21 protein-coding genes are annotated in these 25,464 nt (G+C 57.5%); 9 read left to right on the top strand and 12 right to left on the bottom strand.

The features are described from left to right. Positions 1-19: 19 nt before the first annotated feature. A complete protein-coding gene (locus AC2FF7_RS15690) occupies positions 20-547 on the bottom strand; it encodes a redoxin domain-containing protein (protein WP_480868766.1) in 528 nt (175 codons plus the stop codon). A 91-nt stretch (positions 548-638) separates the two neighbouring features. On the opposite strand from AC2FF7_RS15690, the gene leuB reads away from it, so the two are divergent. Further along, positions 639-1,742 carry a 3-isopropylmalate dehydrogenase gene (gene leuB / locus AC2FF7_RS15685; RefSeq protein WP_496905915.1) on the top strand — a complete coding sequence of 368 codons (1,104 nt, stop codon included), beginning with the start codon at positions 639-641 and terminating at the stop codon, positions 1,740-1,742. A gap of 60 nt (positions 1,743-1,802) precedes the next feature. Here leuB and AC2FF7_RS15680 read toward each other — a convergent pair whose 3' ends face one another. Further along, positions 1,803-3,989, bottom strand: a complete 2,187-nt coding sequence (locus tag AC2FF7_RS15680; RefSeq protein ID WP_496905914.1) for a transglycosylase domain-containing protein — start codon at positions 3,987-3,989, stop codon at positions 1,803-1,805. Positions 3,990-4,247: 258 nt separating this feature from the next. Here AC2FF7_RS15680 and AC2FF7_RS15675 point away from each other — a divergent pair, with 258 nt between their 5' ends. Continuing rightward, positions 4,248-4,586: a P-II family nitrogen regulator gene (locus AC2FF7_RS15675; protein ID WP_058273036.1), complete on the top strand. Its 339-nt coding sequence runs from the start codon at positions 4,248-4,250 to the stop codon at positions 4,584-4,586. Positions 4,587-4,618: 32 nt separating this feature from the next. Then, the gene (locus AC2FF7_RS15670; protein ID WP_170353832.1) at positions 4,619-5,923 is read left to right on the top strand and encodes an ammonium transporter; all 1,305 of its coding nucleotides are present in this window, start codon (positions 4,619-4,621) and stop codon (positions 5,921-5,923) included. A gap of 119 nt (positions 5,924-6,042) precedes the next feature. Here the strand turns inward: AC2FF7_RS15670 and AC2FF7_RS15665 are convergent, their stop codons facing one another. The 3 genes from AC2FF7_RS15665 to AC2FF7_RS15655 form a co-directional block, all read right to left on the bottom strand. After that, the gene (locus tag AC2FF7_RS15665; RefSeq protein ID WP_480870227.1) at positions 6,043-7,227 is read right to left on the bottom strand and encodes an amino acid aminotransferase; all 1,185 of its coding nucleotides are present in this window, start codon (positions 7,225-7,227) and stop codon (positions 6,043-6,045) included. Next, positions 7,227-8,081, bottom strand: a complete 855-nt coding sequence (sseA, locus tag AC2FF7_RS15660) for a 3-mercaptopyruvate sulfurtransferase (RefSeq protein WP_170353836.1) — start codon at positions 8,079-8,081, stop codon at positions 7,227-7,229. Before sseA ends, AC2FF7_RS15665 begins: the two co-directional genes overlap by 1 nt. A gap of 82 nt (positions 8,082-8,163) precedes the next feature. After that, entirely contained in the window at positions 8,164-8,709 is a 546-nt protein-coding gene (locus AC2FF7_RS15655; RefSeq protein ID WP_170353838.1) for a helix-turn-helix domain-containing protein, read from the bottom strand. A 108-nt stretch (positions 8,710-8,817) separates the two neighbouring features. On the opposite strand from AC2FF7_RS15655, the gene ilvD reads away from it, so the two are divergent. Then, positions 8,818-10,650, top strand: a complete 1,833-nt coding sequence (gene ilvD / locus AC2FF7_RS15650; protein WP_480870234.1) for a dihydroxy-acid dehydratase — start codon at positions 8,818-8,820, stop codon at positions 10,648-10,650. A gap of 211 nt (positions 10,651-10,861) precedes the next feature. Here ilvD and AC2FF7_RS15645 read toward each other — a convergent pair whose 3' ends face one another. From AC2FF7_RS15645 to AC2FF7_RS15635, 3 genes are read right to left on the bottom strand one after another with little or no spacing between them, the layout of a single operon-like run. Continuing rightward, the gene (locus AC2FF7_RS15645) at positions 10,862-11,044 is read right to left on the bottom strand and encodes a DUF6525 family protein (protein ID WP_496905913.1); all 183 of its coding nucleotides are present in this window, start codon (positions 11,042-11,044) and stop codon (positions 10,862-10,864) included. Next, entirely contained in the window at positions 11,041-11,676 is a 636-nt protein-coding gene (locus tag AC2FF7_RS15640) for a DUF1826 domain-containing protein (RefSeq protein ID WP_480870239.1), read from the bottom strand. The genes AC2FF7_RS15645 and AC2FF7_RS15640 overlap by 4 nt, the downstream gene beginning before the upstream one ends. Beyond that, on the bottom strand, positions 11,673-12,887 hold the full coding sequence (locus AC2FF7_RS15635) for a GTP-binding protein (RefSeq protein ID WP_496905912.1): 1,215 nt from the start codon (positions 12,885-12,887) through the stop codon (positions 11,673-11,675). The genes AC2FF7_RS15640 and AC2FF7_RS15635 overlap by 4 nt, the downstream gene beginning before the upstream one ends. Positions 12,888-12,991: 104 nt before the next feature. Here AC2FF7_RS15635 and AC2FF7_RS15630 point away from each other — a divergent pair, with 104 nt between their 5' ends. The 4 genes from AC2FF7_RS15630 (at position 12,992) to AC2FF7_RS15615 (ending at position 18,346) form a co-directional block, all read left to right on the top strand. Beyond that, positions 12,992-13,396, top strand: coding sequence for an RrF2 family transcriptional regulator (locus AC2FF7_RS15630; RefSeq protein WP_170353847.1), 405 nt, complete (start codon positions 12,992-12,994; stop codon positions 13,394-13,396). A gap of 507 nt (positions 13,397-13,903) precedes the next feature. Further along, entirely contained in the window at positions 13,904-15,001 is a 1,098-nt protein-coding gene (locus tag AC2FF7_RS15625; protein ID WP_170755321.1) for an efflux RND transporter periplasmic adaptor subunit, read from the top strand. Further along, positions 15,001-18,093, top strand: a complete 3,093-nt coding sequence (locus AC2FF7_RS15620; RefSeq protein ID WP_496905911.1) for an efflux RND transporter permease subunit — start codon at positions 15,001-15,003, stop codon at positions 18,091-18,093. Before AC2FF7_RS15625 ends, AC2FF7_RS15620 begins: the two co-directional genes overlap by 1 nt. Before the next feature lie 82 nt (positions 18,094-18,175). After that, positions 18,176-18,346, top strand: a complete 171-nt coding sequence (locus tag AC2FF7_RS15615; RefSeq protein WP_170353852.1) for a hypothetical protein — start codon at positions 18,176-18,178, stop codon at positions 18,344-18,346. Between the two features lie 531 nt (positions 18,347-18,877). Here the strand turns inward: AC2FF7_RS15615 and AC2FF7_RS15610 are convergent. After that, positions 18,878-19,696, bottom strand: a complete 819-nt coding sequence (locus AC2FF7_RS15610; RefSeq protein ID WP_496905910.1) for a sulfotransferase family protein — start codon at positions 19,694-19,696, stop codon at positions 18,878-18,880. A gap of 130 nt (positions 19,697-19,826) precedes the next feature. On the opposite strand from AC2FF7_RS15610, the gene AC2FF7_RS15605 reads away from it, so the two are divergent. Beyond that, positions 19,827-21,404 carry a DUF5928 domain-containing protein gene (locus tag AC2FF7_RS15605; protein WP_496905909.1) on the top strand — a complete coding sequence of 526 codons (1,578 nt, stop codon included), beginning with the start codon at positions 19,827-19,829 and terminating at the stop codon, positions 21,402-21,404. Positions 21,405-21,440: 36 nt separating this feature from the next. Here AC2FF7_RS15605 and amaB read toward each other — a convergent pair whose 3' ends face one another. The 3 genes from amaB to AC2FF7_RS15590 all read right to left on the bottom strand — a co-directional run bounded on the left by amaB (position 21,441) and on the right by AC2FF7_RS15590 (position 25,351). Beyond that, positions 21,441-22,937 carry an L-piperidine-6-carboxylate dehydrogenase gene (gene amaB, locus AC2FF7_RS15600; RefSeq protein ID WP_480870303.1) on the bottom strand — a complete coding sequence of 499 codons (1,497 nt, stop codon included), beginning with the start codon at positions 22,935-22,937 and terminating at the stop codon, positions 21,441-21,443. A gap of 18 nt (positions 22,938-22,955) precedes the next feature. Next, positions 22,956-24,062: a saccharopine dehydrogenase family protein gene (locus tag AC2FF7_RS15595; protein WP_496905908.1), complete on the bottom strand. Its 1,107-nt coding sequence runs from the start codon at positions 24,060-24,062 to the stop codon at positions 22,956-22,958. 113 nt (positions 24,063-24,175) lie between these two features. Further along, the gene (locus AC2FF7_RS15590; protein ID WP_480870257.1) at positions 24,176-25,351 is read right to left on the bottom strand and encodes a 2-aminoethylphosphonate--pyruvate transaminase; all 1,176 of its coding nucleotides are present in this window, start codon (positions 25,349-25,351) and stop codon (positions 24,176-24,178) included. Between the last annotated feature and the right edge of the window lie 113 nt (positions 25,352-25,464).

The raw sequence follows: 25,464 nt of genomic DNA, 5'->3' as shown, positions 1-25,464 counted from the left end.
GCTGCGTCACAGAATTCAATCAGAGCGGGCCGGTATAGGTGCCACGCGGCGGGTAATCATTGCCTAATGTGAATTTCAGGCCGCCGACGATATCAGAAATGGCCGGGCGGCCGAACGGCGTTGTCTGCTGCCACGCATAGTACAACGTCCTGTCTGTCCCGATATAGAAATGGCCGGGTTCGGCGAACATCGCGGGCTCGGTACTGCCCTCGCGCGCGGTTGAGATTTGCAGCCCCCAATACTCACGCGCGGCGGCCAAAGGCAGGCTGTGCCCCACACGCAGACGCGACACCCCGGCTTTTTCGGCAGTTTCCGCAGCACGTTCAGCAGTATCCGTGGTCACCATGATCACCTCAACACTCAGAGCGGCGAAATCGTCCAGCGCGGCCTCAACCTCGGTCATCTGCTTGATGCAGATAGGGCAATGCAGCCCGCGATATTGAATCACCAGCGTGCCGTTTTCACCCTTATCGGCATCCAGATCGAAACTTCCGTGGCTGACGGTATCGATTTTCAGGCCTGGAACAGGATTTCCCGGTGTTAACATGTGTTTTCCTCGTGATTTGGCTGGATCGTCTCATTGACCCGCTCGGGTCCAGACGCTAGGCCCTGTGCGACGAAACGCAAGGAGATCCTTCATGTCCAACCCTTCGCTCCTCATCCTGCCCGGAGACGGAATTGGCCCGGAAGTTATGGCCGAAGTGCGCAGAATCATCGGATGGTTCGGCGACAAGCGCGGCCTTCACTTTGACGTGAGCGAGGATCTGGTCGGCGGTGCCGCCTATGACGCGCATGGCAAGCCCCTTTCGGATGAAACCATGGCCAAGGCACAAGAGGTGGACGCGGTTCTGCTGGGTGCCGTGGGCGGCCCGAAATACGACGATCTTGATTTCAGCGTAAAGCCTGAACGCGGCCTGTTGCGCCTGCGCAAGGAAATGGACCTGTTTTCCAACCTGCGCCCGGCCCAGTGCTTTGACGCACTGGCGGATTTCTCGTCGCTGAAGAAAGACATCGTGGCCGGACTGGACATCATGATCGTGCGCGAGCTGACATCGGGCGTCTATTTCGGCGAACCGCGCGGCATCTTCAACGAAGGCAATGAACGCGTGGGCATCAACACCCAGCGTTACACCGAGTCCGAAATCGAACGCGCCGCGCGCTCGGCCTTTGAACTGGCGATGCGCCGGAACAAAAAGCTGTGCTCGATGGAAAAAGCCAACGTGATGGAATCGGGCATCCTGTGGCGCGAGGTCGTAGACCGTGTGGCCGCCGATTACCCCGAGGTCGAGCTGACCCACATGTATGCTGACAACGGCGCGATGCAGTTGGTGCGCGCGCCCAAGCAGTTTGACGTGATCGTCACCGATAACCTGTTCGGCGATATCCTGTCGGATTGTGCGGCGATGCTGACCGGCTCGTTGGGTATGCTGCCATCCGCTTCGTTGGGTGCGCCCATGGCCAACGGTCGCCCCAAGGCGATGTACGAACCCGTCCACGGCTCGGCCCCCGATATCGCGGGTCAGGGCAAGGCCAACCCGATTGCCTGTATCCTCAGCTTTGCTATGGCGCTGCGCTATAGCTTTGATCAGGGGAATGAGGCGGATCGCCTGGAAGCGGCAATTGAAAAAGTGCTGGCCGATGGCGTCCGCACCGCCGACCTGCTGGCCGAAGAGGGCGTACAGCCTGTGTCGACCACCGAGATGGGTGACGCGATTCTGGCGGCGCTGGACGAAAGCGTCTAATCCCCTCGACCCAAGTCAAATAAAGGCGGTGCCCGGTGCGCCGCCTTTTTCTTTGGCCGGTCAATTCCCGAAAATGTTGTTCAACAGGTTATTGATGGCCCGATCCAAACCGGTTTGCTTTTTACGACGCTGTTGCTGTGGCTGAGCGGTCCTGACGGGCGGGTCCGGTGCCAACATCGGCAGCGGTGTGGGCGTCATCCCCTCGGTCACGCGGACCATTGTTTCTTTCCATATCTCGGCGGGCAGACCACCTCCGGTAACGCCGGACAGTGGCGTGTTGTCATCATACCCCATCCATACACCAGCCACGTAGTCCGCCGTGAAGCCGACAAACCACGCATCCCGAGCGGCCTGCGTTGTACCTGTTTTGCCTGCCACCTGCCAGCCCGGCAGTTTCGCGCGCCCGCCGGTCCCTTCGGACACCACACGCTCCATCATCCAGGTCAGCTGCTTGGCCGCCTTATCGTTGATCACACGTTCGCCGATACCAGTTGTCGTCACCATGACAGGCGTTTCATCGCCCAATAGCTTCAGTTCAGTCAGGCCATAAGGCTCGACCGACGAACCGCCGTTCAGGATACCCGCATAAGCGCCGGTCATCTCGATCAGCGTGCTCTCGGACGCGCCCAGCGCCAGAGCTGGCCCCTCGGCCAGGTCGTTTGCGATGCCAAAACCGCTGGCAACAGTGCGTACGTTATCAAGCCCCGATATCTCGGCCACCTTCACCGCCGGGATATTCAGCGAGTTCATCAGCGCGTCTGCCAATGTCACCCGGCCATAGAACTTGTTGGTATAGTTCTTGGGACACCATGGTCCCGAACCGGGAATATCGATGCAGTAGGGTTCGTCCATCACCGTATCCAGCGGCGAATAGCCCAGCTCAAGCGCAGTCGCATAGACGAAAGGTTTGAAAGATGATCCGGTCTGGCGCAGTGCTTGTGTGGCGCGATTGAACGCACCCGAGACGCGGGTCTTGCGCCCGCCGACCATCGCGCGCACCGCACCATCCGCCGACATCACGACAATCGCGGCCTGAGCCTTGGATCCTTCACGCACCTTTTCCTGAAAGATATATTGCAACGCTTCTTCCGCCGACTTCTGCAGCCGCTGATCCAGAGTCGTGCGGATCACCACATCCTCAGTGGTGTTTCGGGTAAAGAACTCGGGTCCGCTGGCCATGACCCAATCGGCGAAATACCCGCCTGCGCGCGCAGCCGCGGCCTCGGACAGTTGTGCCGGCCGTGCGCGCGCCTCGCTGGCCTGCGCGGTGGACAGGTATCCCTGATCCTCCATCAACCCAACGACAAGCCGCGCCCGGTCCTGCGATCGTTGCAGGTTGTTGGTCGGCGCATAGCGGGTGGGGGCGACCAGCAAGCCCGCCAGCATCGCCGCCTCGGACGGTGAAACCTCGGCCGCTGAAATACCGAAATAACGCTGGCTGGCGGCTTCGAACCCGCGGGCGCCAGCGCCAAGGAAAGCACGGTTGAGGTAGATCGTCAAAATCTCGTCCTTGGAGTATTTCACCTCCATCGCCATCGCATAGACGGCCTCTTTTGCCTTGCGCCAGAGCGAACCCTGTCGGCAATCGGACTCGTATGCGGCCTCTGACTCCCACTCGGCGGGATCATACGGCACACCCAGACACAGCAACTTGGCCGTCTGCTGCGTGATGGTCGAGCCCCCATGGCCCGACAACGGCCCCCGTCCTTCGCTAAGGTTGATACGCACGGCACTTGCCACACCACGGGGGCTGACACCGAAATGACGGTAGAACCGTTTATCCTCGGTCGCGATGACCGCGTGTTTCAGATGCGGTGAAACCGTATCTGCTGTGATCACACCGCCGAATTGGTCGCCGCGCCATGCAAAGACCTTACCCTCGCGGTCCAGCATCGTCACGGAACCCCGCGCGCGTCCGTCCAACAGCGAATCGACATCAGGCAGTGAGGTGTAGACAACACCGATCGCCAACACGAGCAACAGCGCGCACACGGCCCCCACGCGCCAGGTCACGCCCCAGACCATACGCCAGAGCCAACGGATCAGGCGGCGGAAAAATCCGCCCCCTTTGCCACCTGATTTGTTACGTGTTTTCTTACGGGTGGACTTTCGGGTGGTGGTCTTGCGTGCGACAGCCTTCTTGCCCGCAGGTTTCGCGGTGCGCTTGGTCGCCTTGGGTTTACGACCCTTGGACGGGTATCTTTTGTCCGCAACCAAAGGGGATTTGCGACGCCTGGAATCTGTCATTTCCGAACTCTGCCCGGTTATCGTTTTGAGCCACCATACCTTGCCCGACCAATGAAGTTGAGGTCTGAATTTCAGGTAAATCGCTTCCTTATTGTGCACAATTTTTAGGCGTTGTCCTCATTCTGTGCAAAAATTGTGCACCTCGCCGCAAATTTCCCCAGCGTTTGGCTGCTCTCGGCGTTCCTAAACGCGGCCAGTCAGGCTTTTTTGCTGCGAGTGCAAACAAGCCGGACAGACCGGGAAGCAGAGGGGATCAACGTGAAACTGATCATTGCGACAATCAAGCCGTTCAAGCTGGAGGAGGTGCGCGAGGCACTGACCGAGGCCGGTGTGCGCGGCATGATGGTGACCGAAATCAAGGGCTTCGGCTCGCAGTCCGGTCACACCGAGATTTACCGCGGCGCCGAATACGCCGTGAACTTCGTACCTAAGATCAAGCTGGAAATCGTGGTGCCCGCCACGATGGCCGACCAGATCGTCGAAACCATCACCAAAACCGCCAAGACCGGCAAGATCGGCGACGGCAAGATTTTCGTCCTTGATGTCGAGCAGGCCCTGCGCGTGCGGACCGGGGAAACGAACGAAGAGGCGCTGTAAGGCGCCCCCATCCGTAAAAGGACAGATATCAGATGAAACTAAACCGAATTCTCACCACAGCCGCTGTGCTGGTCGCCTTTCCTGCGGCTGCCTTCGCTAATGACCCGCCTTCGTCGATGGAGGACGTGGGCTATATCTTCACCACTCTGCTGTTCCTGATGGCCGGTTTCCTGGTCTTCTTCATGGCGGCTGGTTTTGCCATGTTGGAAGGTGGCCTTGTGCGCTCCAAGAACGTGGCGATGCAGATGACCAAGAATATCGCGCTGTTTTCGATTGCGGCGATCATGTATTGGCTGGTTGGCTTCAACACGATGTATCCCGGCGACTTTAACGGCTTCTTCTCCCTTGGTGGTCAGACCGTTCTTGATCCGGTTGGCATTGCGTCTGCGGATGCGGCGCTGGATTATGCGTCGATCGGATCGGACTTCTTCTTCCAGCTGGTCTTCGTTGCCGCAACGGCCTCGATCGTGTCAGGTGCAGTAGCCGAGCGTATCAAGCTGTGGCCCTTCCTGATCTTCGTCGTTGTTCTGACCGGCATCCTGTACCCGATCTCTGGTTCGTGGCAGTGGGGCGGCGGCTGGCTGTCTGAAGCTGGCTTCTCGGACTTCGCTGGTTCGACCGTTGTACACTCGGTCGGCGGCTGGGCCGCTCTGGCAGGCGTGATCGTTCTGGGCCCGCGTATCGGCAAGTACAAAGACGGTAAAGTCCACCCGATGCCCGGTTCGAACCTGGCACTGGCAACCCTGGGTACGTTCATCCTGTGGCTGGGTTGGTTCGGCTTCAACGGCGGCTCGCAGCTGGCAATGGGAACCGTGGGTGACGTTTCCGACGTGTCGCGCATCTTTGCCAACACCAACATGGCCGCTGCATCCGGTGCCGTAGCGGCGCTGATCCTGACGCAACTGCTGTACAAAAAGCCTGACCTGACCATGGTGCTCAACGGCGCGCTGGCCGGTCTGGTCTCGATCACGGCTGAACCTCTGGCCCCGACTCTGTTCGGCGCACTTTGGATCGGTGCCGTGGGCGGTGTCATTGTAGTCTTCGCGGTTCCGATGCTGGACAAGTTCAAGCTGGACGACGTTGTCGGTGCGATCCCGGTTCACCTGTTCGCCGGTATCTGGGGCACCATCGCCGTGATCTTCTATGGTGAAGCCTCGTTGGGCACTCAGCTGCTGGGCATCGCAGCTTACGGTGTGTTCACCTTTGTCGGCGCGCTGATCCTGTGGGTCATCCTGAAGACCACCCTTGGCATCCGTGTCAGTGAAGAAGACGAGATCAACGGTCTCGACATGGCCGAGCTGGGCATGGAAGCCTACCCGGAATTCTCGAAGGGTTAATATCCCTGAGATACCCAAACCAAAGCCGGGCGTTCGCGCCCGGCTTTTTCTTTGGATCATACAGGCATGAAAAAAAGCCGCGCCCTAAGGCGCGGCTTTGATGTATTATTCAGATAGGCTTAAACGCCGACGTCGACAATCGCCTTGGCCAGAATCGGCACCGTGTTGGCGTTCAGACCAGCGATATTCAAACGGCTGTCTCCCACCATATAGATCCCGTGATCGTTGCGCAGTTGCTCGACCAATTCAGGTGCTGCGCCCAGACGCGAGAACATGCCGCGGTGCTGGGCGATAAAACCAAAGCGGTCTGATCCGGTCAGGCGTTGCAGCTCATCGGCCAGTTGCTGACGCAGGCCCAGCATGGACAGGCGGACCTCTTCCAGCTCGGCCGCCCAGTCGGCGCGCAGGGCATCGTCATTCAGGATCGTGGTCACAACCCGCGCGCCGTGGTCGGGCGGGAAGGAATAGTTCTGACGGTTCAGGAAGGCCAGCGTCGACTGGTTCAGCGACGTTTGCGCTGCGTCATCACTGATCGCCATCAGCAAGCCAGTCCGTTCGCGATAAACGCCGAAGTTCTTCGAGCAGGACGCCGCGATAAGGCAACGCTTGACGGATGAGGCTACCAGACGGGTTGCCTGCGCGTCTTCCTCAAGCCCGTCACCAAAGCCCTGATAGGCAATGTCGACCATCGCCACGAGGCCCAGCTCGTTGATAACGTTCACAACCTCTTGCCACTGGACCATGTTCAGGTTGGCCCCGGTCGGGTTGTGGCAGCAGCCATGCAGCAGCACGACGTCGCCTGCTTTGGCGGTTTTCAGATCGGCAATCATACCGTCGAAATCAACGCCACGGGTCTCACCGTCGAAGTACCGATAGGGAACGGTCTCCATCCCCAGATAGTTCAGGATCGACAGATGGTTCGGCCATGTTGGGTTCGACACAAAGACGCGGGCCGAGGGGTTGGCCATGCGGATCATCTCGAACGCCTGACGACAGGCACCGGTGCCGCCGGGGGTCGCCACGGCGGCGATGTTGCCACGCGGCACGGCATCGCCGAGGATCAGGTTAATCATCGCATCGGCATAGGCCGGATCACCAGCCAGACCCGTGTAAGCCTTGCTCTCCTGTTCCTCCAGAATGCGCTTTTCGGCGGCCTTGACGGCGCGCATCACCGGGGTCACGCCTTCGGCATTCTTGTAGACGCCCACACCCAAGTCGATCTTTTGATCGCGCGGGTCTTCGCGGTACATCTGCATCAGCGCCAGGATTTTATCGGCGGGCTGCGGTTTGAGGTTCTCGAACATCAGTTCTCTCCGGTTGCGACGGGCAGGGTCGGGAAGGCACCCCATTCAGCCCAGGAGCCGTCATAAAGCGAATGGTCTTTCTTGCCCAAGCGTTCCAGCGCCAGGCTAAGGATCGCGGCGGTCACGCCCGACCCGCAAGTGGTGATCGCGGGTTTTGTCAGATCAACGCCTGCGGCCTCGAACACGGCGCGGCAATCCTCGGGCGATTTCATAGTGCCGTTTTTGTTCAATAATTCGCCAAAAGGTACGTTGTGCGAACCCGGGATGTGGCCCGAGCGCAGCCCCTCGCGCGGTTCGGGCGCAGTGCCTGCAAAGCGCGCAGCCGCGCGTGCGTCGATGATTTCGTGGTCATTCAGCTTGGCAGCGGCCGAGACCTGCGTCACGTCCCGCACCAGATGGTTCTGCACGCGCACAGTCATGTGGCGGTCACGGATCACGGGGGGCAGGTCTTCGATCTCGCGGCCCTCGGCCTGCCATTTGGGAAAGCCACCGTCCAGCACGGCCACGTTCTCTTGCCCCATCAGACGGAACAGCCACCAGACCCGTGCCGCCGACATCAGCCCGGCACCGTCATAGACCACGACCTGATGCCCGTCGCCGACACCCATCGCCCGCATCCGCGACATGAACTTTTCAACCGGGGGCGCCATATGCGGCAGGTCCGAGCGGCGGTCGGAGATTTCATCAATATCAAAGAACCGGGCACCGGGGATATGGGCCGCGTCATATTCGGCCTTGGCATCGCGGTTCTGCGCAGGCAGATACCATGACCCATCCAGAACCCGCAGGTCCGGGTCTTTCATATGGGCCGCAAGCCATTCGGTAGAAACGAGGGTTTTCGGATCGTCCTGCATCAAAGCCTCCCCTAAGCGAGCTTGGGTTTTCCCTATACGCGCAGGGGTGCAGGTTCAAGACTGGATGGGAGCAGCGGACCGCTTAACCGGCCTGACCATAGTGGTGCATGTTCAGAAACGCGGCACCCTGCGGTCCAGCGCGATAGCCATGGGGCAGATCGGCGGCAAAGCGCAGCCCTTGCCCGGATTGCAAAGGCACCCATTCGCCATCGCGCAGAATCTCTAGCGATCCGTTCAGCACGAACACCTCTTCGGTAACGCCCGCGGCGTGGGCGGCGGATTCGTGGCTCTGATTTGGGGCCAGATCGACATGAAAGGTCTCGGCACCCAGAACAGGATCATAGGGAAAGACGATCTTGACCTCGATGCTGCCGGGGAAAGTCACGGTTCGAAAGAGGCTTTCATCCGTAGGGTCACGCAACACCGACGATCCTATCAGCGCGCTGAGCGGCAACTGAAACCCTTTGGCGATCTTCCAAAGGGTCGCAATGGTCGGGCTGGATTCGCCGCGCTCGATCTGGCCCAGCATGGCTTTGCTGACGCCTGTCATCTCGGCCACCTTGGACAGGCTCAGCCCAGAGGCTGCGCGCACATCCCGTAGTTTCAGCGTAATGTCGTCCTGTGCCATGTCGTTCGTCTTTCGAATCCTCTTGTGCGTTATAGCGCACATGTGGTACGTGCGCTATAACGTACGAACCCCAAGACATGCAACCCGAGGCAATAGGGACACAGCGTCATGCCACTATACCGATCCAGAACCTCTACTCATGGCCGCAACATGGCCGGCGCCCGCGGCCTGTGGCGCGCAACCGGCATGGGGGATGACGATTTCGGCAAGCCAATCATCGCCATCGTCAACTCGTTCACGCAATTTGTGCCCGGTCACGTCCACCTGAAAGACCTTGGCCAGATGGTCGCGCGCGAGGTTGAAAAGGCCGGTGGCGTCGCCAAAGAGTTCAACACGATCGCAGTGGATGATGGCATCGCCATGGGCCATGACGGGATGCTGTATTCGCTGCCCTCGCGCGAGGTAATCGCGGATTCGGTAGAATACATGGTCAATGCACATTGCGCCGACGCGATGGTCTGTATCTCGAACTGTGACAAGATCACGCCAGGTATGCTGATGGCCGCCATGCGCCTGAACATCCCTGCGATCTTTGTTTCGGGCGGGCCGATGGAGGCGGGCAAGATCGACATCGCCGATCTGGACGCCAAGAAAATCGACCTTGTGGATGCAATGGTTGCTGCCGCCGACGACCGGTTCACCGACGAGCAGGTCCAGCATATCGAGGAAAATGCCTGCCCCACCTGCGGGTCGTGCTCGGGCATGTTCACAGCGAACTCGATGAACTGTCTGGCCGAGGCGCTGGGTCTGGCACTGCCGGGCAACGGGTCCACGCTGGCCACCCACTCGGATCGCAAAGAGCTGTTCCTTGAAGCCGGTCGCCGCATCGTCGAGATCACCAAGCGCCACTATGATCTCGACGAAAAAGGCTTCCTGCCCCGCGAAATCGCCACGTTTGATGCGTTCGAAAACGCCATGTCGCTGGACATCGCCATGGGTGGCTCGACCAACACCGTGCTGCACCTGCTGGCCATCGCGCATGAGGGCGGCGTGGATTTCGACATGTCCGACATGGATCGGCTCAGCCGGAAAGTGCCGTGTCTGTGCAAAGTCGCACCCAATACAGAGAATGTGCATATGGAAGACGTTCACCGCGCCGGTGGCATCTTCTCGATCCTCGGCGAGCTCAGCCGCGCCGGTCTACTGCACGAAGGTTGCAGCACTGTACATTCCGGCACCATGGGCGAAGCGATTGCCAACTGGGACATCAAGGTGGCCAACAACCCCAAGGCGCAAGACCTGTTCAAAGCGGCCCCCGGTGGAGTGCGCACAACGCAGGCATTCAGCCAGTCCAACCGGTACAAAGAACTGGACACCGACCGCGAAGGTGGCGTGATCCGGTCCAAGGAGCACGCGTTCAGTCAGGATGGCGGTCTGGCCGTTCTGTTCGGCAATATCGCGCGCGACGGCTGTATTGTGAAAACCGCCGGTGTGGACCCGGCCAGCCTGACGTTCACCGGCTCGGCCTATGTCTGCGAAAGCCAAGATCAGGCGGTGAACGACATCCTGACCGGCAAGGTGAAAGAGGGCGACGTGGTCGTCATCCGCTACGAAGGTCCGCGCGGTGGTCCGGGGATGCAGGAAATGCTGTACCCGACCTCATACCTGAAATCCAAAGGTCTGGGCAAAGCCTGCGCGCTGCTGACCGACGGTCGGTTCTCGGGCGGCACCTCGGGTCTGTCGATTGGCCACGTCTCGCCTGAGGCGGCCGAGGGCGGTGTTATCGGTCTGGTGCGCCAGGGTGACAAGATCGAGATCGACATCCCCAAACGCTCGATCCATCTGGCAATCTCGGACGAAGAACTGGCTACCCGCCGCGCCGAGCAGGATGAAAAGGGCTGGGAGCCCGCCGCACCGCGCAAACGCAAAGTCTCCACGGCGCTGAAAGCCTATGCCAAGCTGACCACAAGCGCGGCCAAAGGGGCTGTGCGCCAGGTTTGAGTTAGACACCGCTCAAGAAAAAAGCGGCCCACCTTTAGGGTGGGCCGTTTTTTGTTCTTTCATGCGGACAAAACCGCGCTTTCGCTGCGGCTTCACCAATGGCAATTTTTCGTAAAACTTTTCAGTTTTGCGTATTGAAATCAAAGAGTGTCGAATACCGATCTCGGGCAAGCGTTTTAGCCTCGGCCACGTTCAGCGACGCCTGCGTTTCTTATTCTGTCAGGCCCTTGGCGCACGATTTCGACCACAAACGGCGTGCAGATACGGGAGACCAGGGTAAGGCAGCTTCTGACAAACACAGTCTCAGAGGCGCTGGCAGGCCATCATAGGCTGACATGGGATCACCAGTCCGACGTTTGCGGCGGAGGCTACTTTGTTCAAGATTGCCGCTCATATTTCGTCTTCCTGATCGGCCACGGGGTCGAGAACGAGGACGAGCCGGGTTTCGCCTGTTCCCTCGATGGGCGGCGATCGATGTAGCAAACCCGAAGGTGTCTCGGCAGGCCAAAGCGTTCCGCGCAAGAGGATGGGTGAGCCGGTTTGAACCGTGAACACACGTTCCGGTTCAGTACCGTCGGTCGATATTCCGTATTGCGTTCCGGTGCCTCGATAGGTGCACACAAGCCGTGCAGTGATGGCGTCGATGTGAAACCTGCGACAGGCGTTGGTTGTTACGACGTCCAACCGCAGTCGCAGGAAACTGGCGATCATCAAGTCTGAGAACATGTCGGCCAGCCCAGCGATATCCGCCTGAAGCCAGTCGCGTTCCGCCCCGGCGGGCAAATTGGCCATGTCAAAGAGGTGCTGGACCGTTTCACCGACTGCATGCGCCGGAAGGATAACCCGAGCGCGAGGCAGAGTTTCGACGTCAACGCCATCCAACCAGGATTGCACCTCTGGCGGCGTTTGCCGACGCCAGATCGCAGCGGCACAGCCGGGCTTCAGGAACGTGCTCAAGGCCGTTGGATCATCTGCGATACCGACACCAATGGCGGCATCCTTGATGTTCTTCCGGGCAAAATTCATGCTGCATCCTCAACACGACGCCACCCCGGAAACGGATCGGGCAGGTCAAGCGGCAAGGCGTCTGGTCCGCTTGCCACGACTGTCGGAACAAGGCAGCCATCCAGTTTTGCCGTCAGAGCGGTCCAGTTAATACCGGCACCGATGAAAACCAGTTCCTGCCGCCGGTCTCCCCAAGGCTTTGCCCAATGTTGTTTCATGTAGCCAGATGCCGCGACATGTTCGGGCCAGCGATCTTTGGGCACGTTCGCCCACCAGGTTCCAATGGGCTTGATGCTCGACAACGATCCAGCCAACGAAAATTCCGCCACCCATTCTGGTCGGGTTGCGATCCAGAAATGACCTTTAGCCCGGATGACGCCCGGCATGTCATCGTTCAAGGCTGCAAGAATTTTTTCAGGGATAAACGGAGCCTTTGCACGGTAAACGTAGGAGGCCACACCATATTCCTCTGTCTCAGGCACATGGTCAGCAAAACCATACAGCTCCTTTGCCCACATCGGATGTTCATGTGCCTGCTCGAAATCGAAAAGACCTGTATCGAGGATCTTTTCAGCTGCAACCTGCGATTGGTTGGTTTCGATGATTTCCGCATCGGCATTGAGGCTTCGGATTATCTTGCGCGCCCCGTCGACCTTTTCGGGGCCTGCATCATTGACCTTGTTCAAGATGACAACATCGGCAAACTCAATCTGATCTGTCAGCAGATGCACGAGGGTGCGTTCGTCCTCTTCGCCCATGGTTTCGCCGCGATCGCTCAGGAAATCGTGGCTGCCGTAGTCGTTCAGAAGGTTCACGGCATCAACCACCGTGACCATGGTATCGAGCCGAGCCACATCTGACAGGCTCTCCCCGAATTCATCTCTGAAATCGAAAGTGGCGGCGACGGGCAGTGGTTCGGATATCCCGGTGGATTCGATCAGAAGATAGTCAAAGCGCCCCTCTGTGGCGAAGCGGCGCACTTCGTCAAGCAGGTCATCACGCAGGGTGCAGCAAATGCAACCGTTTGAAATCTCCACCAGCGTCTCGTCCGTTCGACTAAGCTCGGTATCGGCCCGGACCAGGTCCGCATCAATGTTCACTTCCGACATATCGTTGACGATAACCGCGACTCGTCTTCCGTCCCGATTATTGAGAACCCGGTTGAGAAGAGTTGTTCTTCCTGCACCCAGAAAGCCGGAAAGCACCGTGACCGGAAGACGTTCATCTGACATAAACCGCTCCAAAGCTGATGTGATATTTCTCGCAACTTACGCAGTTACTAGACTAATGCAACTACAAAAGTTACGTGTATGATCCGTTTGGAGAAAAACCGCACATGAAACGAAACTCTCGCCTGTCGCTTGCTCTGCATACACTCAGCCATATGGCCGGAGAGCCGGACCGCGTGCGGACGTCGTCCGACATCGCAGATCACGCGGGCACCAATCCTGTTGTGGTCCGCCGCGTGCTAGGAAGGCTGCGAGAGGCGGGTCTGCTGACCTCGGAGAAGGGTCACGCAGGCGGTTGGCGCCTGGCCCGCAAACCGCAAGAAATTTCCCTGGCCGATGTCTACCTTGCCCTTGATGAGCGTTTGGTCGCTTCTGACGAGATCAGCGAAGCCCCTGCATGTTCCGTCGAGCACGCGTTGCAAAAACGCGTATCCGGTGTCCTTGAGGAAATCGAACAGAGCCTTATCCAGAAGCTTAGCGAAACATCGATTTCCGAAGTGCGGGATGCCTGATCTGGCATAGATCCGCACAGAGCAACCGTTTGGTTAGCGTGCAGCATCGTTTGGTTTAGGCTCGGAGCAGACATTTGCCGCGCCTGGGCAGAATGACGGTTCTGCAGACAAAGCTGCCATTAGCTAATAAGTAAGCAATGGCAGCGGTTCGCAAGAAAGCGGACATTTCCGCTCCACACGTTGGTCCGGACGACCGCCTCGGCTTTGCTCATTCACAGTGTAACCTCCGCGCGTTTACCTTTTAACGCAGCTACACTAACTCGAAAAACGGCCTTCTGAGCTGCCGATAAGACAAACAGCAGTACCGAGACGACGACGTATTACGAAGTTGTCTTTTCAGTTTGACAAGAAGTGCTCGGGTTTCTCTCCGCCTCACTTTAACTAATTCGTATTTTTGACTTTGTTTGGTAAGCGCGTACAATTGTAACAGCTTTAGGCGCAAAATCCGCAAGTTAGGCCACCTTCACAGCGACGAAGTAAGGAACGCGGAAGGCACGGGAGAGGGATATGAAGAGAATTTTTGGTTGGCTATTTGCCTTCGTGTTGCTTACCGGCTGCTGGGAGAAGGAAGAAGATGCGACCCAAACACTTATTCGACCTGTCAGAGCCATCGAGATTTCCGACCTCTCCAGTTTGCATGACCGATATTTTGTCGGAACAGCCAGGGCCGCGCGCGAAGTCTCATTGGCCTTTCGCGTACCGGGCAATGTTGTTGGCGTCGATGTTCAGGTTGGCGACCTTGTAACGAAGGGTGCCATTATGGCAGCCTTGGATCCAGCCCCATACCAGGCCGAAGTAGACCGGCTTACCGCCGAACTAGCAAGCGCACAGGCAACGTTTGAGAACGCCAAGTTGCAAACAGATCGGCAACGATCGTTGGTCGAAAAGGACGTTGCAGCTCAGGCGACACTTGACCGATTTATCGCTGGCGAGACATCCGCTCAGGCGGCCATCAATTCTGTTCAAGGCGCTCTGGACAGAGCCACTCTGGATTTAACCTATACGAGTTTGGCGGCACCGTTCGATGGCCGTGTTGTCGGCAAATACATTGAAGATTTCGAAGAAGTCGCCGCTCAGACTCCGGTGCTGCGCATTTTGGATGCCGAACGCATCGAAGTGGTGATCGATATCCCCGAACGATACATCGCCCTGATCCCCCACATTGAAGACATCACCGTTACTTTTGATGCTCTGGGGGATGTGGTTCTACCGGCGGAAATCAGCGAGATTGGATCCGAGGCTTCGGCGACGACCCGAACCTTCCCTGTCACGTTGATTATGGATCAACCGGAAGACGCACTTGTTCTTCCCGGTATGGCTGGGCGCGTCCGTGGCCAGCCAAAGGAGGGGCACGAACCATTCGATGCGATCATGGTTCCTGCCAGCGCGGTTTTCGTGCCTGAAGGGGAAACAGATCCGCATGTCTGGGTATTCGATGCCAGCTCAGAAACCGTAACGGCAAGGAAGGTTTCGCTTGGCACGCCCCGGTCACAAGGGGTGGCCGTTAGTGAAGGTCTGGAATTTGGTGATGTGGTCGTCACTGCCGGAGCGAACTCTTTGCGAGAAGGCCAAAAAGTTTCACGACTTTCCGAGGATACAGAGTAATGGGTCTCGCGGCGTTCTCCATCCGCAACGCTAAATTCGTTTGGTTCACGGTAGTCATGCTTACGTTGGGCGGCATTTCGGCTTTCTTTAGTCTGGGGCAGCTAGAAGACCCCGAGTTCACTATCAAAACTGCGGTTGTGACCACCCTCTATCCCGGCGCCAGCCCTGAAGAAGTTGAGCAAGAGATCACAGAACGTATCGAGCTGAAACTCCAGGAAATTAAGGAGATTGATTACATCTCGAGCGAAAGCAGGGCGGGTGTGTCGACGATTAAAGTCGAAATTCGCCCGAACTATTGGTCGGACCAGCTACCGCAAATCTGGGACACACTACGTCGGAAAGTCAGAGACGTGGAAACAGACCTGCCCCCTGGCGCGGGTCGTCCTGCCATCAACGATGATTTCGGTGATGTCTTCGGTCTACTGCTGGCGATGACGTCCGATGGGTTCTCCGCTCAGGAGCTTGATGGGTATGCCGAAGATTTCAAGCGAGAGCTCTCGTTAATCGACGGTGTCGGCCGCGTCGATCTTTGGGGCGAACGCGACAGGGTCATTTATCTGGAAACACGGGAAGAAGCCTTGGCCGCATTGGGAGTCTCGGCTCAGACAATTCTCAACACGTTACAGACCCAGAATGCGATCGTGGATGCAGGGCAGGTAAACGTCGGTGACTACCGCATGCGCATTGCGCCCAGCGGAACCTTCACAAGCCCAACTGACATAGCAGATCTAGTCGTCCGACCGAGTGGTCTGGATCAGGCTCAAAGCGGTCAACGTCGTGGGCCAGAGTTGCTAAGGCTGGGCGACATCGTTGAGGTTAAAGAAGGCTACATTGACCCACCGATAACTATGATGCGCTATAATGGCCTTTCATCTATTGGGTTGGCCATATCCTTCCAGTCTGGGGTCAACGTTGTCAGTGTTGGTGAGGCGGTAGATGCGAGAGTATCAGAACTGATCGCAAGCCTGCCGATGGGCATCGAGGTTGAACGGGTTCATTGGCAATCCGATGACGTAAACCTTGCGGTCAGCAGTTTTCTGGTGAGCCTTGCCCAAGCCGTCGCAATTGTCCTGGTCGTTTTAACTTTGGCGATGGGTGTTCGGATGGGGATCATCATCGGCAGTGGGCTGATTCTAACAATCCTTGCCACCTTCATACCCTTGGCAGCACTTGGCATAGATCTTCAGCGCATGTCCTTGGGTGCATTGATCATTGCGCTCGGCATGATGGTAGATAACTCGATCGTCGTAGCGGACGGCGCGATGGTACGGATGTCGCAAGGAATGGACCGAGCAAAGGCCGCGATTGAGGCCGCAACGCGTCCCGCCATGTCGTTGCTTGGGGCCACGTTTGTCGCGGTCATGGCTTTCTACCCGATCTTTGCATCTGTCGAGAGCGCAGGGGAGTACTGCCGAACACTCTTCTCAGTTGTCGGGATCGCGCTGCTGGTCAGTTGGTTGCTGTCGATGACGGTTACGCCACTGCAATGCGTTGCCATGCTACCGGAGCCAAAAGGTGGAGCAAGCGAGACCTTTGACACCGGTTTCTATGCGATTTACCGCCGCTTTCTAACTGCGGCGATCCGCGTGCGTTATCTGACGATCGGGGTGGCTTTGGGTGCTTTGGTCATTGCCGGGGTTGGTTTTGGCTCTGTCACGCAGCTGTTCTTCCCGACCTCGTCGATGACCAAATACATGATCGACTATTACGCGCCCGAGGGAACTCGGATTGAAGCCGTGTCAGAAGCGATCTCACGGATCGAAGAAAAGGTTGAAATGGACGATCGTGTGACCGGCATCGCCAGCTTTATCGGAGCTGGCCCGCCCCGTTTCTACCTGCCAGTCGACCCCGAGGGAACCAACCCGTCCTACGCGCAAGTCATTGTGAATGTCGAGGATTACCGCGACATTCCCGAGATGACCAAAGAGATATCGCTTTGGATATCAGCCAACATGCCTGAGGCGACCTCTTTCACACGTCAATTCGGTGTGGGACCCAGCAACACCTGGGCATTCGAGAACCGCATCATTGGCCCATCGGATGCTGATCCTGAGACTCTGCGCGAAATTGGTGACAGAGCAGTTGCGATACTGGATCAGCATCAATGGACGAAAGTGGCGCGCACCGATTGGCGCAACCGTGTCCTGAAAACTGTCCCAGACTATGACCAGGACCGAGCACGGTGGACCGGTATCACGTATGAAGATCTTGGAAACACAACAAAACGTGCATTTGACGGGCGTTCGGTCGGCCTCTACCGCGAAGGTGACGAGTTGCTGCCAATCATCGTTCGGCCTGGTGCAGAAGATGTGGCAGCCGTCGACAACTTTGAACTGTTGCAACTTCAGTCACCGTTTTCTGTTGAGCCTGTCCCATTGGCACAGGTTGTACGCGGCGTGAATATTCAGCCGGAAGATCCAACGATCAATCGTCGCGACCGGCGCCGTGTTCTGACTGTGCAAGCCAATCCAATCGATAGCGTAACTCTGCCGAGTTATCGCGCCGCAGTTCTTGCCGAATTCGAAGCTTTGGAGGCTGACTTGCCACCGGGCTACAGCATGGAATGGGGTGGAGAGCACGAGGACACAGTGTCCGCGCAAGCGTCTTTGATTCCGGGTATGATCCCCGCGTTTTCGATCATGGCACTGATTGTCGTTGGGCTATTTAACTCATACCGCAGACCGTTGGTCATTTTCCTGACTGTACCTTTTGTGCTGATAGGTATTGTTCCGAGCCTACTTCTGACAAATACACCGTTTGGGTTCGTTGCATTGCTCGGGGGCATGAGCCTGGCGGGCATGATGATCAAAAACGCAATCGTTCTGATCGATCAGATCAACGATAACTTGGCCGAAGGTCAGCCGGGCTATGACGCCGTTTTGAATGCCGGGGCCTCAAGACTTCGCCCCGTCGTACTGGCCGCCGCCACTACCGTTTTGGGTGTGATACCGCTACTCCCAGACGTGTTTTGGGTCGGTCTTGCTGTCACGATCATGGGCGGTTTGACGGTGGGTACGATGCTCACAATGATTCTGGTCCCGGTCTTGTTCGCCACGCTGAGCGGCATTCGACAGTCACCGAAAGCGGTTTGACGTCACCTTTTTTAACGGTCTTTGGATCGTTTTTTGTGGAGCATGTAGTTGTTGAGTTTAGACAACTCATTCGGGGGTAAAGATGGACAATACGGTACTCTACTTTCTAGTCGGCATCTTCGTGGTTGGCTTAGTTTCATTGGGATATTTTGCCAAAGGTAGCGGGGCACTGCTTGTGATAGTGATACTGGTTGGTGTGTTGTTGGCAATGAGCGCATATTTTGGAGGTTTCTTTGGCGAAACACCGAAGTGAGCTTGCTATGGCATTTTTGAAGACGCGTCGCTAGTTGCACGAAACGTCAGTTTATCCGAGAACGAGGCTTACTGGATTCTCTGTCTTTTTGCTGCGCCGAGAAAAAGATGGATTTCCTGTGCTAGTGGCCGATTTTCACCAGCGCCTCCTGAGAATATTGCCGCTGCGAAAGCGCCTGTCAAACTTGAGTCCAACAAACGAAACCTCGCGCATAGCAGCATAGACGCGACTAGAAGTCGGTGTGCTCTCCTCCTTGCGGTCAACAAGTCGCAATTAGAGATACCAGTTAGCAGATTTCCATAAGTTTAAGCGCAATCTGTTTGGCCTGCTGTGGTTGCTTTTCAGACCTTCACCAATGCCCGAATGGCTATCCGCACGGAGGTATTCGCCTAACTGCGAGAAGTCCGCTTTCTGCGCATTGCCTCCGCTTTTCCAATGCAAAGCGTAGATCAAAGTGGACTCAAAGCAGACGCTCATAAGCAAATCATGCCTTAGACAAATGCATCTCTGCCCGGGGGCGCCTGCGGCCCCTCAATCGCCCAGTTTGGCGTGAACCTCGTCCAGATCAATCTCGCCGATTGGCATTTTGTTCGCAGGGTTCTCGAAATCATATTTGAACAGCTCGAAATCCTGTTTGTAGATTTCATAGACCAGATGCATCGACAGATCGTCGAAGTAATCCTCGACCGGGTGGGCGCGCTTGGGGCCGTGACCTTCGGACTCGTTGAAGCGCGGGATCTGGGACAGGTCCACACTGTGCGGCGTGTCCAGATGGTTCAGAACGTCCTGCATTCCGTCATTGAACGCTTCGGTCCAGAAAATCTGGTCGTATCGCCCGCCGTTGACGATCAAGGTCGAGACATGACCTGACATAGCCGACCAGTGAATATCGGGATCCATCGGCCTGCGCCAACGGATCGTATCACGCGCAAACAGCAGAAACCGGCGGAAACTGGCGATCTGGTCGAACTCACCCTTTCCGTCATCACCGCCAACCTCGATCCCGTAATTGTAGATCAGCGTCGGTACCAGGTTCCCGCGATACCGTTTTCCGTTGCGCTGAATCCCGCATATCTTGTCAAAAAACGAACTTAGAATCCGGGTGTATGGATTGCGCACGCATGTGAACGCATAAGACGCATGCGACCTGACATTGTCCGAGATCGGCCCCTGACTGCCGTCAAAAGCCCATTTGTGCATCCCATCCTTGGCGTCATGGATGTCACCTTCAAAAAACTGACCGTGATCCGAATAGTACATGATCTGCCCGATGGTCGAGCAGGCGCATTTCGGTACCACACGGTACACCATGCTTTCACTCTCGGTCATCCATGTTCCGGGAAAACCCATCTGCAAGCCTCCTATGCGGTTTGCCGCACTCGCATTTCATTGCAAAAAACCAAAAATATTCTGTTTATTCAATCGTTCATCCTCAGTATCACGGGTGGCACCGGGCGAAAATGGGAAACAATGAACCAACATGGCGCGCATTGCCTATATCCTTCTGTGTCATAAAGATCCGGACGCAATCATAGCGCAGGCCGAACAGCTGACTGCGGCCGGTGACTGTATGTCTATACACTTTGATGCCCGCGCCGATGCGGTGGCGTTTCAACGCATACAGGATGCGCTGAAAGACAATCCGAATGTGACCTTTGCCGGCAAGCGGATCAAGTGCGGTTGGGGGGAATGGTCCCTGGTTCAAGCGACACTGTACGCCTTGCAGGCTGCGGTGCATGCGTTTCCCCGGGCCACGCATTTCTACATGCTGTCCGGCGATTGCATGGCCATCAAGACTGCGGAATACACGCACCGTTTTCTGGCCGAGCAGGACATGGATATCGTGGAATGCCACGATTTCTTCGAAAGCAATTGGATCAAAACCGGGATGAAGGAAGACCGGCTGATCTATCGCCATTTCTTCAACGAACGCACGCAAAGCTGGCCCTTCTATACCTCATACGAATTGCAGAAACGCTTTGGCCTGACCCGCGAGGTTCCGGCGGATATTCAGGTGATGATCGGCAGCCAATGGTGGTGCCTGCGCCGCCGCACGATCGAGATGATCCTGGATTTCCTGCGCAAGAGGCCGGACGTGAAACGGTTTTTCTCAACCACCTGGATTCCGGACGAGACGTTTTTTCAAACGCTTGTGCGCCATCTTGTGCCAAAAGAAGAGATCGACAACCGCACCCCCACTTTCCTGATGTTCTCGGACTACGGGATGCCCGTGACGTTTTACAACGATCACTATTACATGTTGTTGGGTCAGGATTACCTGTTCGCCCGCAAAATCAGCCCCGAGGCTCACGAGTTGAAAGAACGTTTGGGCCGACTTTATGCAACCAAGGGCGTTGATTTCCCGATCTCGAACGAAGGGCGCAACCTCTATAGCTTTCTGACAGGACGTGGCCGTGTCGGGCGTCGACATGGGCAACGCTTCTGGGAAGCCAGCAATACTCTGGGGTCCGAGCGCGAGCTGTTCGTGGTCGTTTGCAAAAAGTGGCATGTCGCCAAGCGCCTTGTCGACCAAATCGCCTCGGAAACGGATGTTCCTTGCGTCGAATACCTGTTCAACGAAGATGATACCCAATTACCCGACTTGGGCGGTATAGAAACAACATTGTTGAAACGGTCGCGCCACCGGCGTGCCGTCGTGCGGATGCTGTTTGAAAACTTTGAAAGTGATGCTCTGGTCTTGTGCGTCGATCCGGCCAACCTGGACATCATCAAGGATTTCTGCGCCGATCAAGCCAAAACCCACGTGTTAGAGATAGAATGTCAGTATTCTGACGACTACCTGATCGGTCATGCCCGACGTGTCGGATTGGCCGGGGTGGATAGTCCTGCGGACACTGTTGCGCCATTAGTTCCAACGCTGCGCAATGCCTTGGCCTATGAATCTGAATTGATCAGAAACGCCGCACTTGATGAATACACACGCTTGCGCGAGACAAATTCGCGGGCCGAGAACGAGGCTGCGGTTGCCCGGTTTCTGCGTGTATCGAAAGAAAAGGCGCAAGCGATCATGCAGCTGGATTACCTTTTCGCGGATTGATCCGGCGGCGCTGTTTTGCGCCGCCGGGCTGCTTGTTCAGATGTCGAACTTCACGCCCTGTGCCAGAGGCAATTCAGCCGAGTAATTCACCGTATTGGTCTGCCGCCGCATATAGGCTTTCCAGGCGTCCGAGCCGCTTTCGCGCCCACCGCCGGTTTCTTTTTCTCCACCAAAGGCTCCGCCGATCTCGGCCCCAGACGGACCGATATTGACGTTGGCGATACCGCAATCCGATCCGGCCGCGGTCAGAAACTGTTCCGCTTCGCGCATGTTCAGGGTGAATACGCAGGACGACAGACCTTGTGGCACGTCGTTCTGAATCTCGATGGCGTTATCGAAATCATCATAGCCCATCACATAGAGGATCGGCGCAAAGGTCTCGGTCTTTACGGTGGCCGTCTGGCCAGGCATCTCGACAATGGCGGGCTGCATATAGACGCCATCCGGCACGCCCTCGGTGACGCGCTGACCGCCGAAAACTGCGCCGCCTTCGGCCTCGGCGGCCTTCAGCGCGGCCGTCATGGCCGCGCCCGAGGCCTCATCGACCAGCGGGCCAATCAGCGTGCCCACAGTCAGCGGGTTACCGATAGGCAGACCGGCATAGGCTTTCTTCAGGCGGCCCACCAGTTCCTCGCGGATTGAGTTATGTACGATCAGGCGGCGCAGCGTGGTGCAGCGTTGACCGGCTGTTCCCACGGCTGAGAAGACAATTGCGCGCACCGCCATTTCCAGATCGGCCGAAGGGCCGACGATCATCGCATTGTTGCCTCCCAGCTCCAGAATGCACTTGCCGAACCGCTGCGCCACCACAGGCGCCACTGCGCGGCCCATGCGGGTGGAGCCGGTGGCCGAGATCACTGGAACATCCTCACTGGCCACCAGCGCCTCGCCCAGCGCAGCACCGCCGATCAGCGTTTGCAGCAGATGGTCGGGCGCATCGCCGAAACGGGCTAGCGCGCGTTCAAAGATCTTCTGGCAGGCCATCGCGGTCAGTGGTGTTTTTTCGGACGGCTTCCAGATCACCGTATCGCCGCAAACCAGCGCAATCGCCGCGTTCCAAGACCACACCGCAACCGGGAAGTTGAAGGCCGAAATCACGCCGACTGGCCCCGCCGGGTGCCATGTCTCCATCATCCGGTGGCCGGGGCGCTCGGACGCAATCGTCAGGCCGTATAGTTGCCGCGACAGACCCACGGCAAAGTCGCAGATGTCGATCATCTCCTGCACTTCGCCCAGCCCTTCGGAGGTTATCTTGCCCGCCTCCCAACTGACCAGCGCGCCCAGATCATCCTTGGCGGCGCGCAGTTCCTCGCCCAGAAGGCGGATCAACTCACCCCGGCGCGGGGCGGGTACGGTGCGCCAGGCTTTGAACGCCGTTTTGGCGTTTGCGAACACAGTCTCAATGTCGCCCGCCGGGGTTTCATGCACCTCGGCCAGCAGGCTGCCGTCGATGGGCGAGTGCACGGCCAATGAGCCGCCGGTCAGTTCTGCGGCCGTCAGGTCCAGATTGGCGAGGGTGGTTTGCGCAGTCATCACGATGTCTTTCATATCTCAGGCCGCCTTGTTTTGTTGGGTTGCATCACCAGCGCGGTACAGCTGGCCAAATTCGGTGTTTAGGAAATCGGACAGGACCACTTGTTCCTGCCGGACAAAGCCCTTGGAAGGCAGCGCACCGGTGCGCATCAGATCGACCACACCCAGAACACCGGCGGCAGTGGTGACTTGAATGGCGCTCCAAACCTGTCCGTTGATCTTGCGGGCATAGCTTTTGTTGATCAGGGATTTCTCGCGCAGTACCCCGTCGATCTGGCCTTTGGCAGTGCAATAAACCAGCACCACATCCTGATCCGTGCGCGGAAGGGCGGTCTCGAAAATATCCTTGAGCAGATCGCGCCGACGTTCCAGCCTCAGATCCTTGAGCAGCAGCTTCAGAATATCGCAATGGCCGGGATACCGGATCGAGCGATAGGACACTGCGCGCGCCTTGCCCTCCAACGTTTCGGGCAATGTGCCCAAGCCACCCGAGGTGTTGAAACACTCATACTCCACCCCATCATGGCCGATCCGCTCGTAATCCTCCAGCGGGGCGGTCTTGACCCGTGCGCCGTTCACAATCGCATCGCAAGGGTTGCAGTATTCGTTAATCAGCCCGTCGGTGGACCATGTCAGGTTGTATTTCAGCGCGTTGGTCGGGAACAGAGGCAACGCCCCTACCCGCATATGCAGGCTGTCCAGCGTATCGAACTCGGCCGCCAGCGCCGCCCCGGCGATGCCGACAAAACCCGGTGCCAGTCCACATTGCGGCATGAAGGCGGTTCTGCTGCCTTCCGCCAGATCACGCACGGCATTGGTGGCGGCCACATCCTCGGTCAGGTCAAAGTAATGCGCGCCGGCATCCTTGGCCGCCTTGGCAATCTGCGGCGTCAGAAAGAAAGGCGCGGCCGAGATCACCGCATCGAACCCATCCAACGCCTTGGTCAGGTGCACCGCATCGGTGACGTCAATCTGCCGTGTGGAAATACCTTGCCGGTTCAATCCCGACAACGCGGCCAGATCGCGGTCGGCCACGGTGACCGAGTAGTTGGATGATGATTTCAACAAGGCAGCGATCATCTGACCGATCTTGCCTGCTCCGATGACACAAATATTCCAGCTCAAAACGCGCCTCCTCTTTCGTTTTGGGAAAGTATGAAGGCACGGCTGTTCGGTCCGCAGGGGCAATCTTGACGAAATTATCGATTATTCCGTCATTTCGACGGTTTTTCCGTCATTTATCCGACTTGCGCCATCCGTGATGCGATTGCCGCTGCAGGCGGTGCGGCGCTACGCACCCCCATCTGTTTCAGCGCATGATCCGCTGCCGCCACAACAGCGCGCATGACCTCGGCATCCATGCGGCCAATGCAGCCGATGCGGAAACTGTCCACCTGGGTCAGTTTGCCGGGATAGATGATAAAGCCTTGTTCCTTCATCAGATCATAGAACCGCGTAAATTCGAAACGCGGATCGGCAGGGCAAAAGAATGTCACGATGATGGGCGACAACCACGCATCCGGCAGCAGGGTTTCAAACCCCAGCGCGCGCATCCCCGCGACCATCACATCGCGGTTCTCTGCGTAACGCGCGCCGCGCCCGGCCACGCCACCCTCGGCTGCGTGTTCGTTCAATGCTTGCAGAAAGGCGGCAACCACATGAGTCGGTGGGGTAAAGCGCCACTGGCCGGTTTTCTCCATCGCGTCCCATTGCGCGTACAGGTCGAGACTGAGCGAGGGGCAATTCCCCTTGGCCGAGGCCAGCGCCGTTTTGCGGGCCAACACAAAACCAAAACCCGGTACGCCTTCGATACATTTATTGGCCGAGGAAACCATCGCCTCGAACGTATATTCGCTGGGGGACAGCGGGATCGCACCAAAAGCCGACATACTGTCGATCAACAGCTTGCGGCCCGCCGCTTCGGCGGCCTGTGAAATCTCGTGCAGAGGGTTCAGGATACCTGAGCTGGTCTCGCAATGGATTGCAACCACATGGGTGATCGCCGGATCATCAGCCAGAATTTGTGCCACTTCGACCCCACGCGGCGGCAGATAATCGCCCTTGTCCGACACAACACAGGCCCGCCCGGCATAGTCCAGCGTCTGCGCCGCCCGTTTGCCATAAGCCCCGTTGGCCAGCACCAGCGCCTTGCCATCTTGCGGGATGAAAGAGGTCAGCATCGCCTCGACCGCGAAACTGCCCGAGCCCTGCATCGGAACACAATCATATGCCTCGTGCCCGTCGCCCAGCAGGCTCAGCAGCCGCGCGCGCAGTTCGGCTGTCATGGCGCGGAAGTCGCTATCCCAGCTACCCCAGTCGCGCAGCATCGCTTGTTTCACGGTATATGAGGTCGTCAGAGGACCTGGTGTCAGCAAGTAAGGCTCACCAAGTTGCGGGCGGGGCAAGGAAGTCATCGGGCACGGCCTTTTTGAAAAGCGGTTTGGCCCGGTCACTGTATTGAGATTTACTTCTTTAGGATATGCATCATAGCTTTTTTGTATGACATGCCCGCTGTCAGAAATCTGAC

The organism is Ruegeria sp. YTSC325, from assembly GCF_059609525.1.
The sequence above is the reverse complement of the archived record's forward strand: the minus strand, read 5'-3'. Positions and strand labels throughout refer to the sequence as shown.

Excerpts from the sequence above, each read along its gene's own strand:
- AC2FF7_RS15690 (WP_480868766.1), bottom strand. The coding sequence starts at position 547 with ATGTTAACACCGGGAAATCCTGTTCCAGGCCTGAAAATCGATACCGTC.
- leuB (WP_496905915.1), top strand. The coding sequence starts at position 639 with ATGTCCAACCCTTCGCTCCTCATCCTGCCCGGAGACGGAATTGGCCCG.
- AC2FF7_RS15680 (WP_496905914.1), bottom strand. The coding sequence starts at position 3,989 with ATGACAGATTCCAGGCGTCGCAAATCCCCTTTGGTTGCGGACAAAAGA.
- AC2FF7_RS15670 (WP_170353832.1), top strand. The coding sequence starts at position 4,619 with ATGAAACTAAACCGAATTCTCACCACAGCCGCTGTGCTGGTCGCCTTT.
- AC2FF7_RS15665 (WP_480870227.1), bottom strand. The coding sequence starts at position 7,227 with ATGTTCGAGAACCTCAAACCGCAGCCCGCCGATAAAATCCTGGCGCTG.
- sseA (WP_170353836.1), bottom strand. The coding sequence starts at position 8,081 with ATGCAGGACGATCCGAAAACCCTCGTTTCTACCGAATGGCTTGCGGCC.
- AC2FF7_RS15655 (WP_170353838.1), bottom strand. The coding sequence starts at position 8,709 with ATGGCACAGGACGACATTACGCTGAAACTACGGGATGTGCGCGCAGCC.
- ilvD (WP_480870234.1), top strand. The coding sequence starts at position 8,818 with ATGCCACTATACCGATCCAGAACCTCTACTCATGGCCGCAACATGGCC.
- AC2FF7_RS15645 (WP_496905913.1), bottom strand. The coding sequence starts at position 11,044 with ATGAGCGGCAATCTTGAACAAAGTAGCCTCCGCCGCAAACGTCGGACT.
- AC2FF7_RS15640 (WP_480870239.1), bottom strand. The coding sequence starts at position 11,676 with ATGAATTTTGCCCGGAAGAACATCAAGGATGCCGCCATTGGTGTCGGT.
- AC2FF7_RS15635 (WP_496905912.1), bottom strand. The coding sequence starts at position 12,887 with ATGTCAGATGAACGTCTTCCGGTCACGGTGCTTTCCGGCTTTCTGGGT.
- AC2FF7_RS15630 (WP_170353847.1), top strand. The coding sequence starts at position 12,992 with ATGAAACGAAACTCTCGCCTGTCGCTTGCTCTGCATACACTCAGCCAT.
- AC2FF7_RS15625 (WP_170755321.1), top strand. The coding sequence starts at position 13,904 with ATGAAGAGAATTTTTGGTTGGCTATTTGCCTTCGTGTTGCTTACCGGC.
- AC2FF7_RS15620 (WP_496905911.1), top strand. The coding sequence starts at position 15,001 with ATGGGTCTCGCGGCGTTCTCCATCCGCAACGCTAAATTCGTTTGGTTC.
- AC2FF7_RS15615 (WP_170353852.1), top strand. The coding sequence starts at position 18,176 with ATGGACAATACGGTACTCTACTTTCTAGTCGGCATCTTCGTGGTTGGC.
- AC2FF7_RS15610 (WP_496905910.1), bottom strand. The coding sequence starts at position 19,696 with ATGGGTTTTCCCGGAACATGGATGACCGAGAGTGAAAGCATGGTGTAC.
- AC2FF7_RS15605 (WP_496905909.1), top strand. The coding sequence starts at position 19,827 with ATGGCGCGCATTGCCTATATCCTTCTGTGTCATAAAGATCCGGACGCA.
- amaB (WP_480870303.1), bottom strand. The coding sequence starts at position 22,937 with ATGACTGCGCAAACCACCCTCGCCAATCTGGACCTGACGGCCGCAGAA.
- AC2FF7_RS15590 (WP_480870257.1), bottom strand. The coding sequence starts at position 25,351 with ATGACTTCCTTGCCCCGCCCGCAACTTGGTGAGCCTTACTTGCTGACA.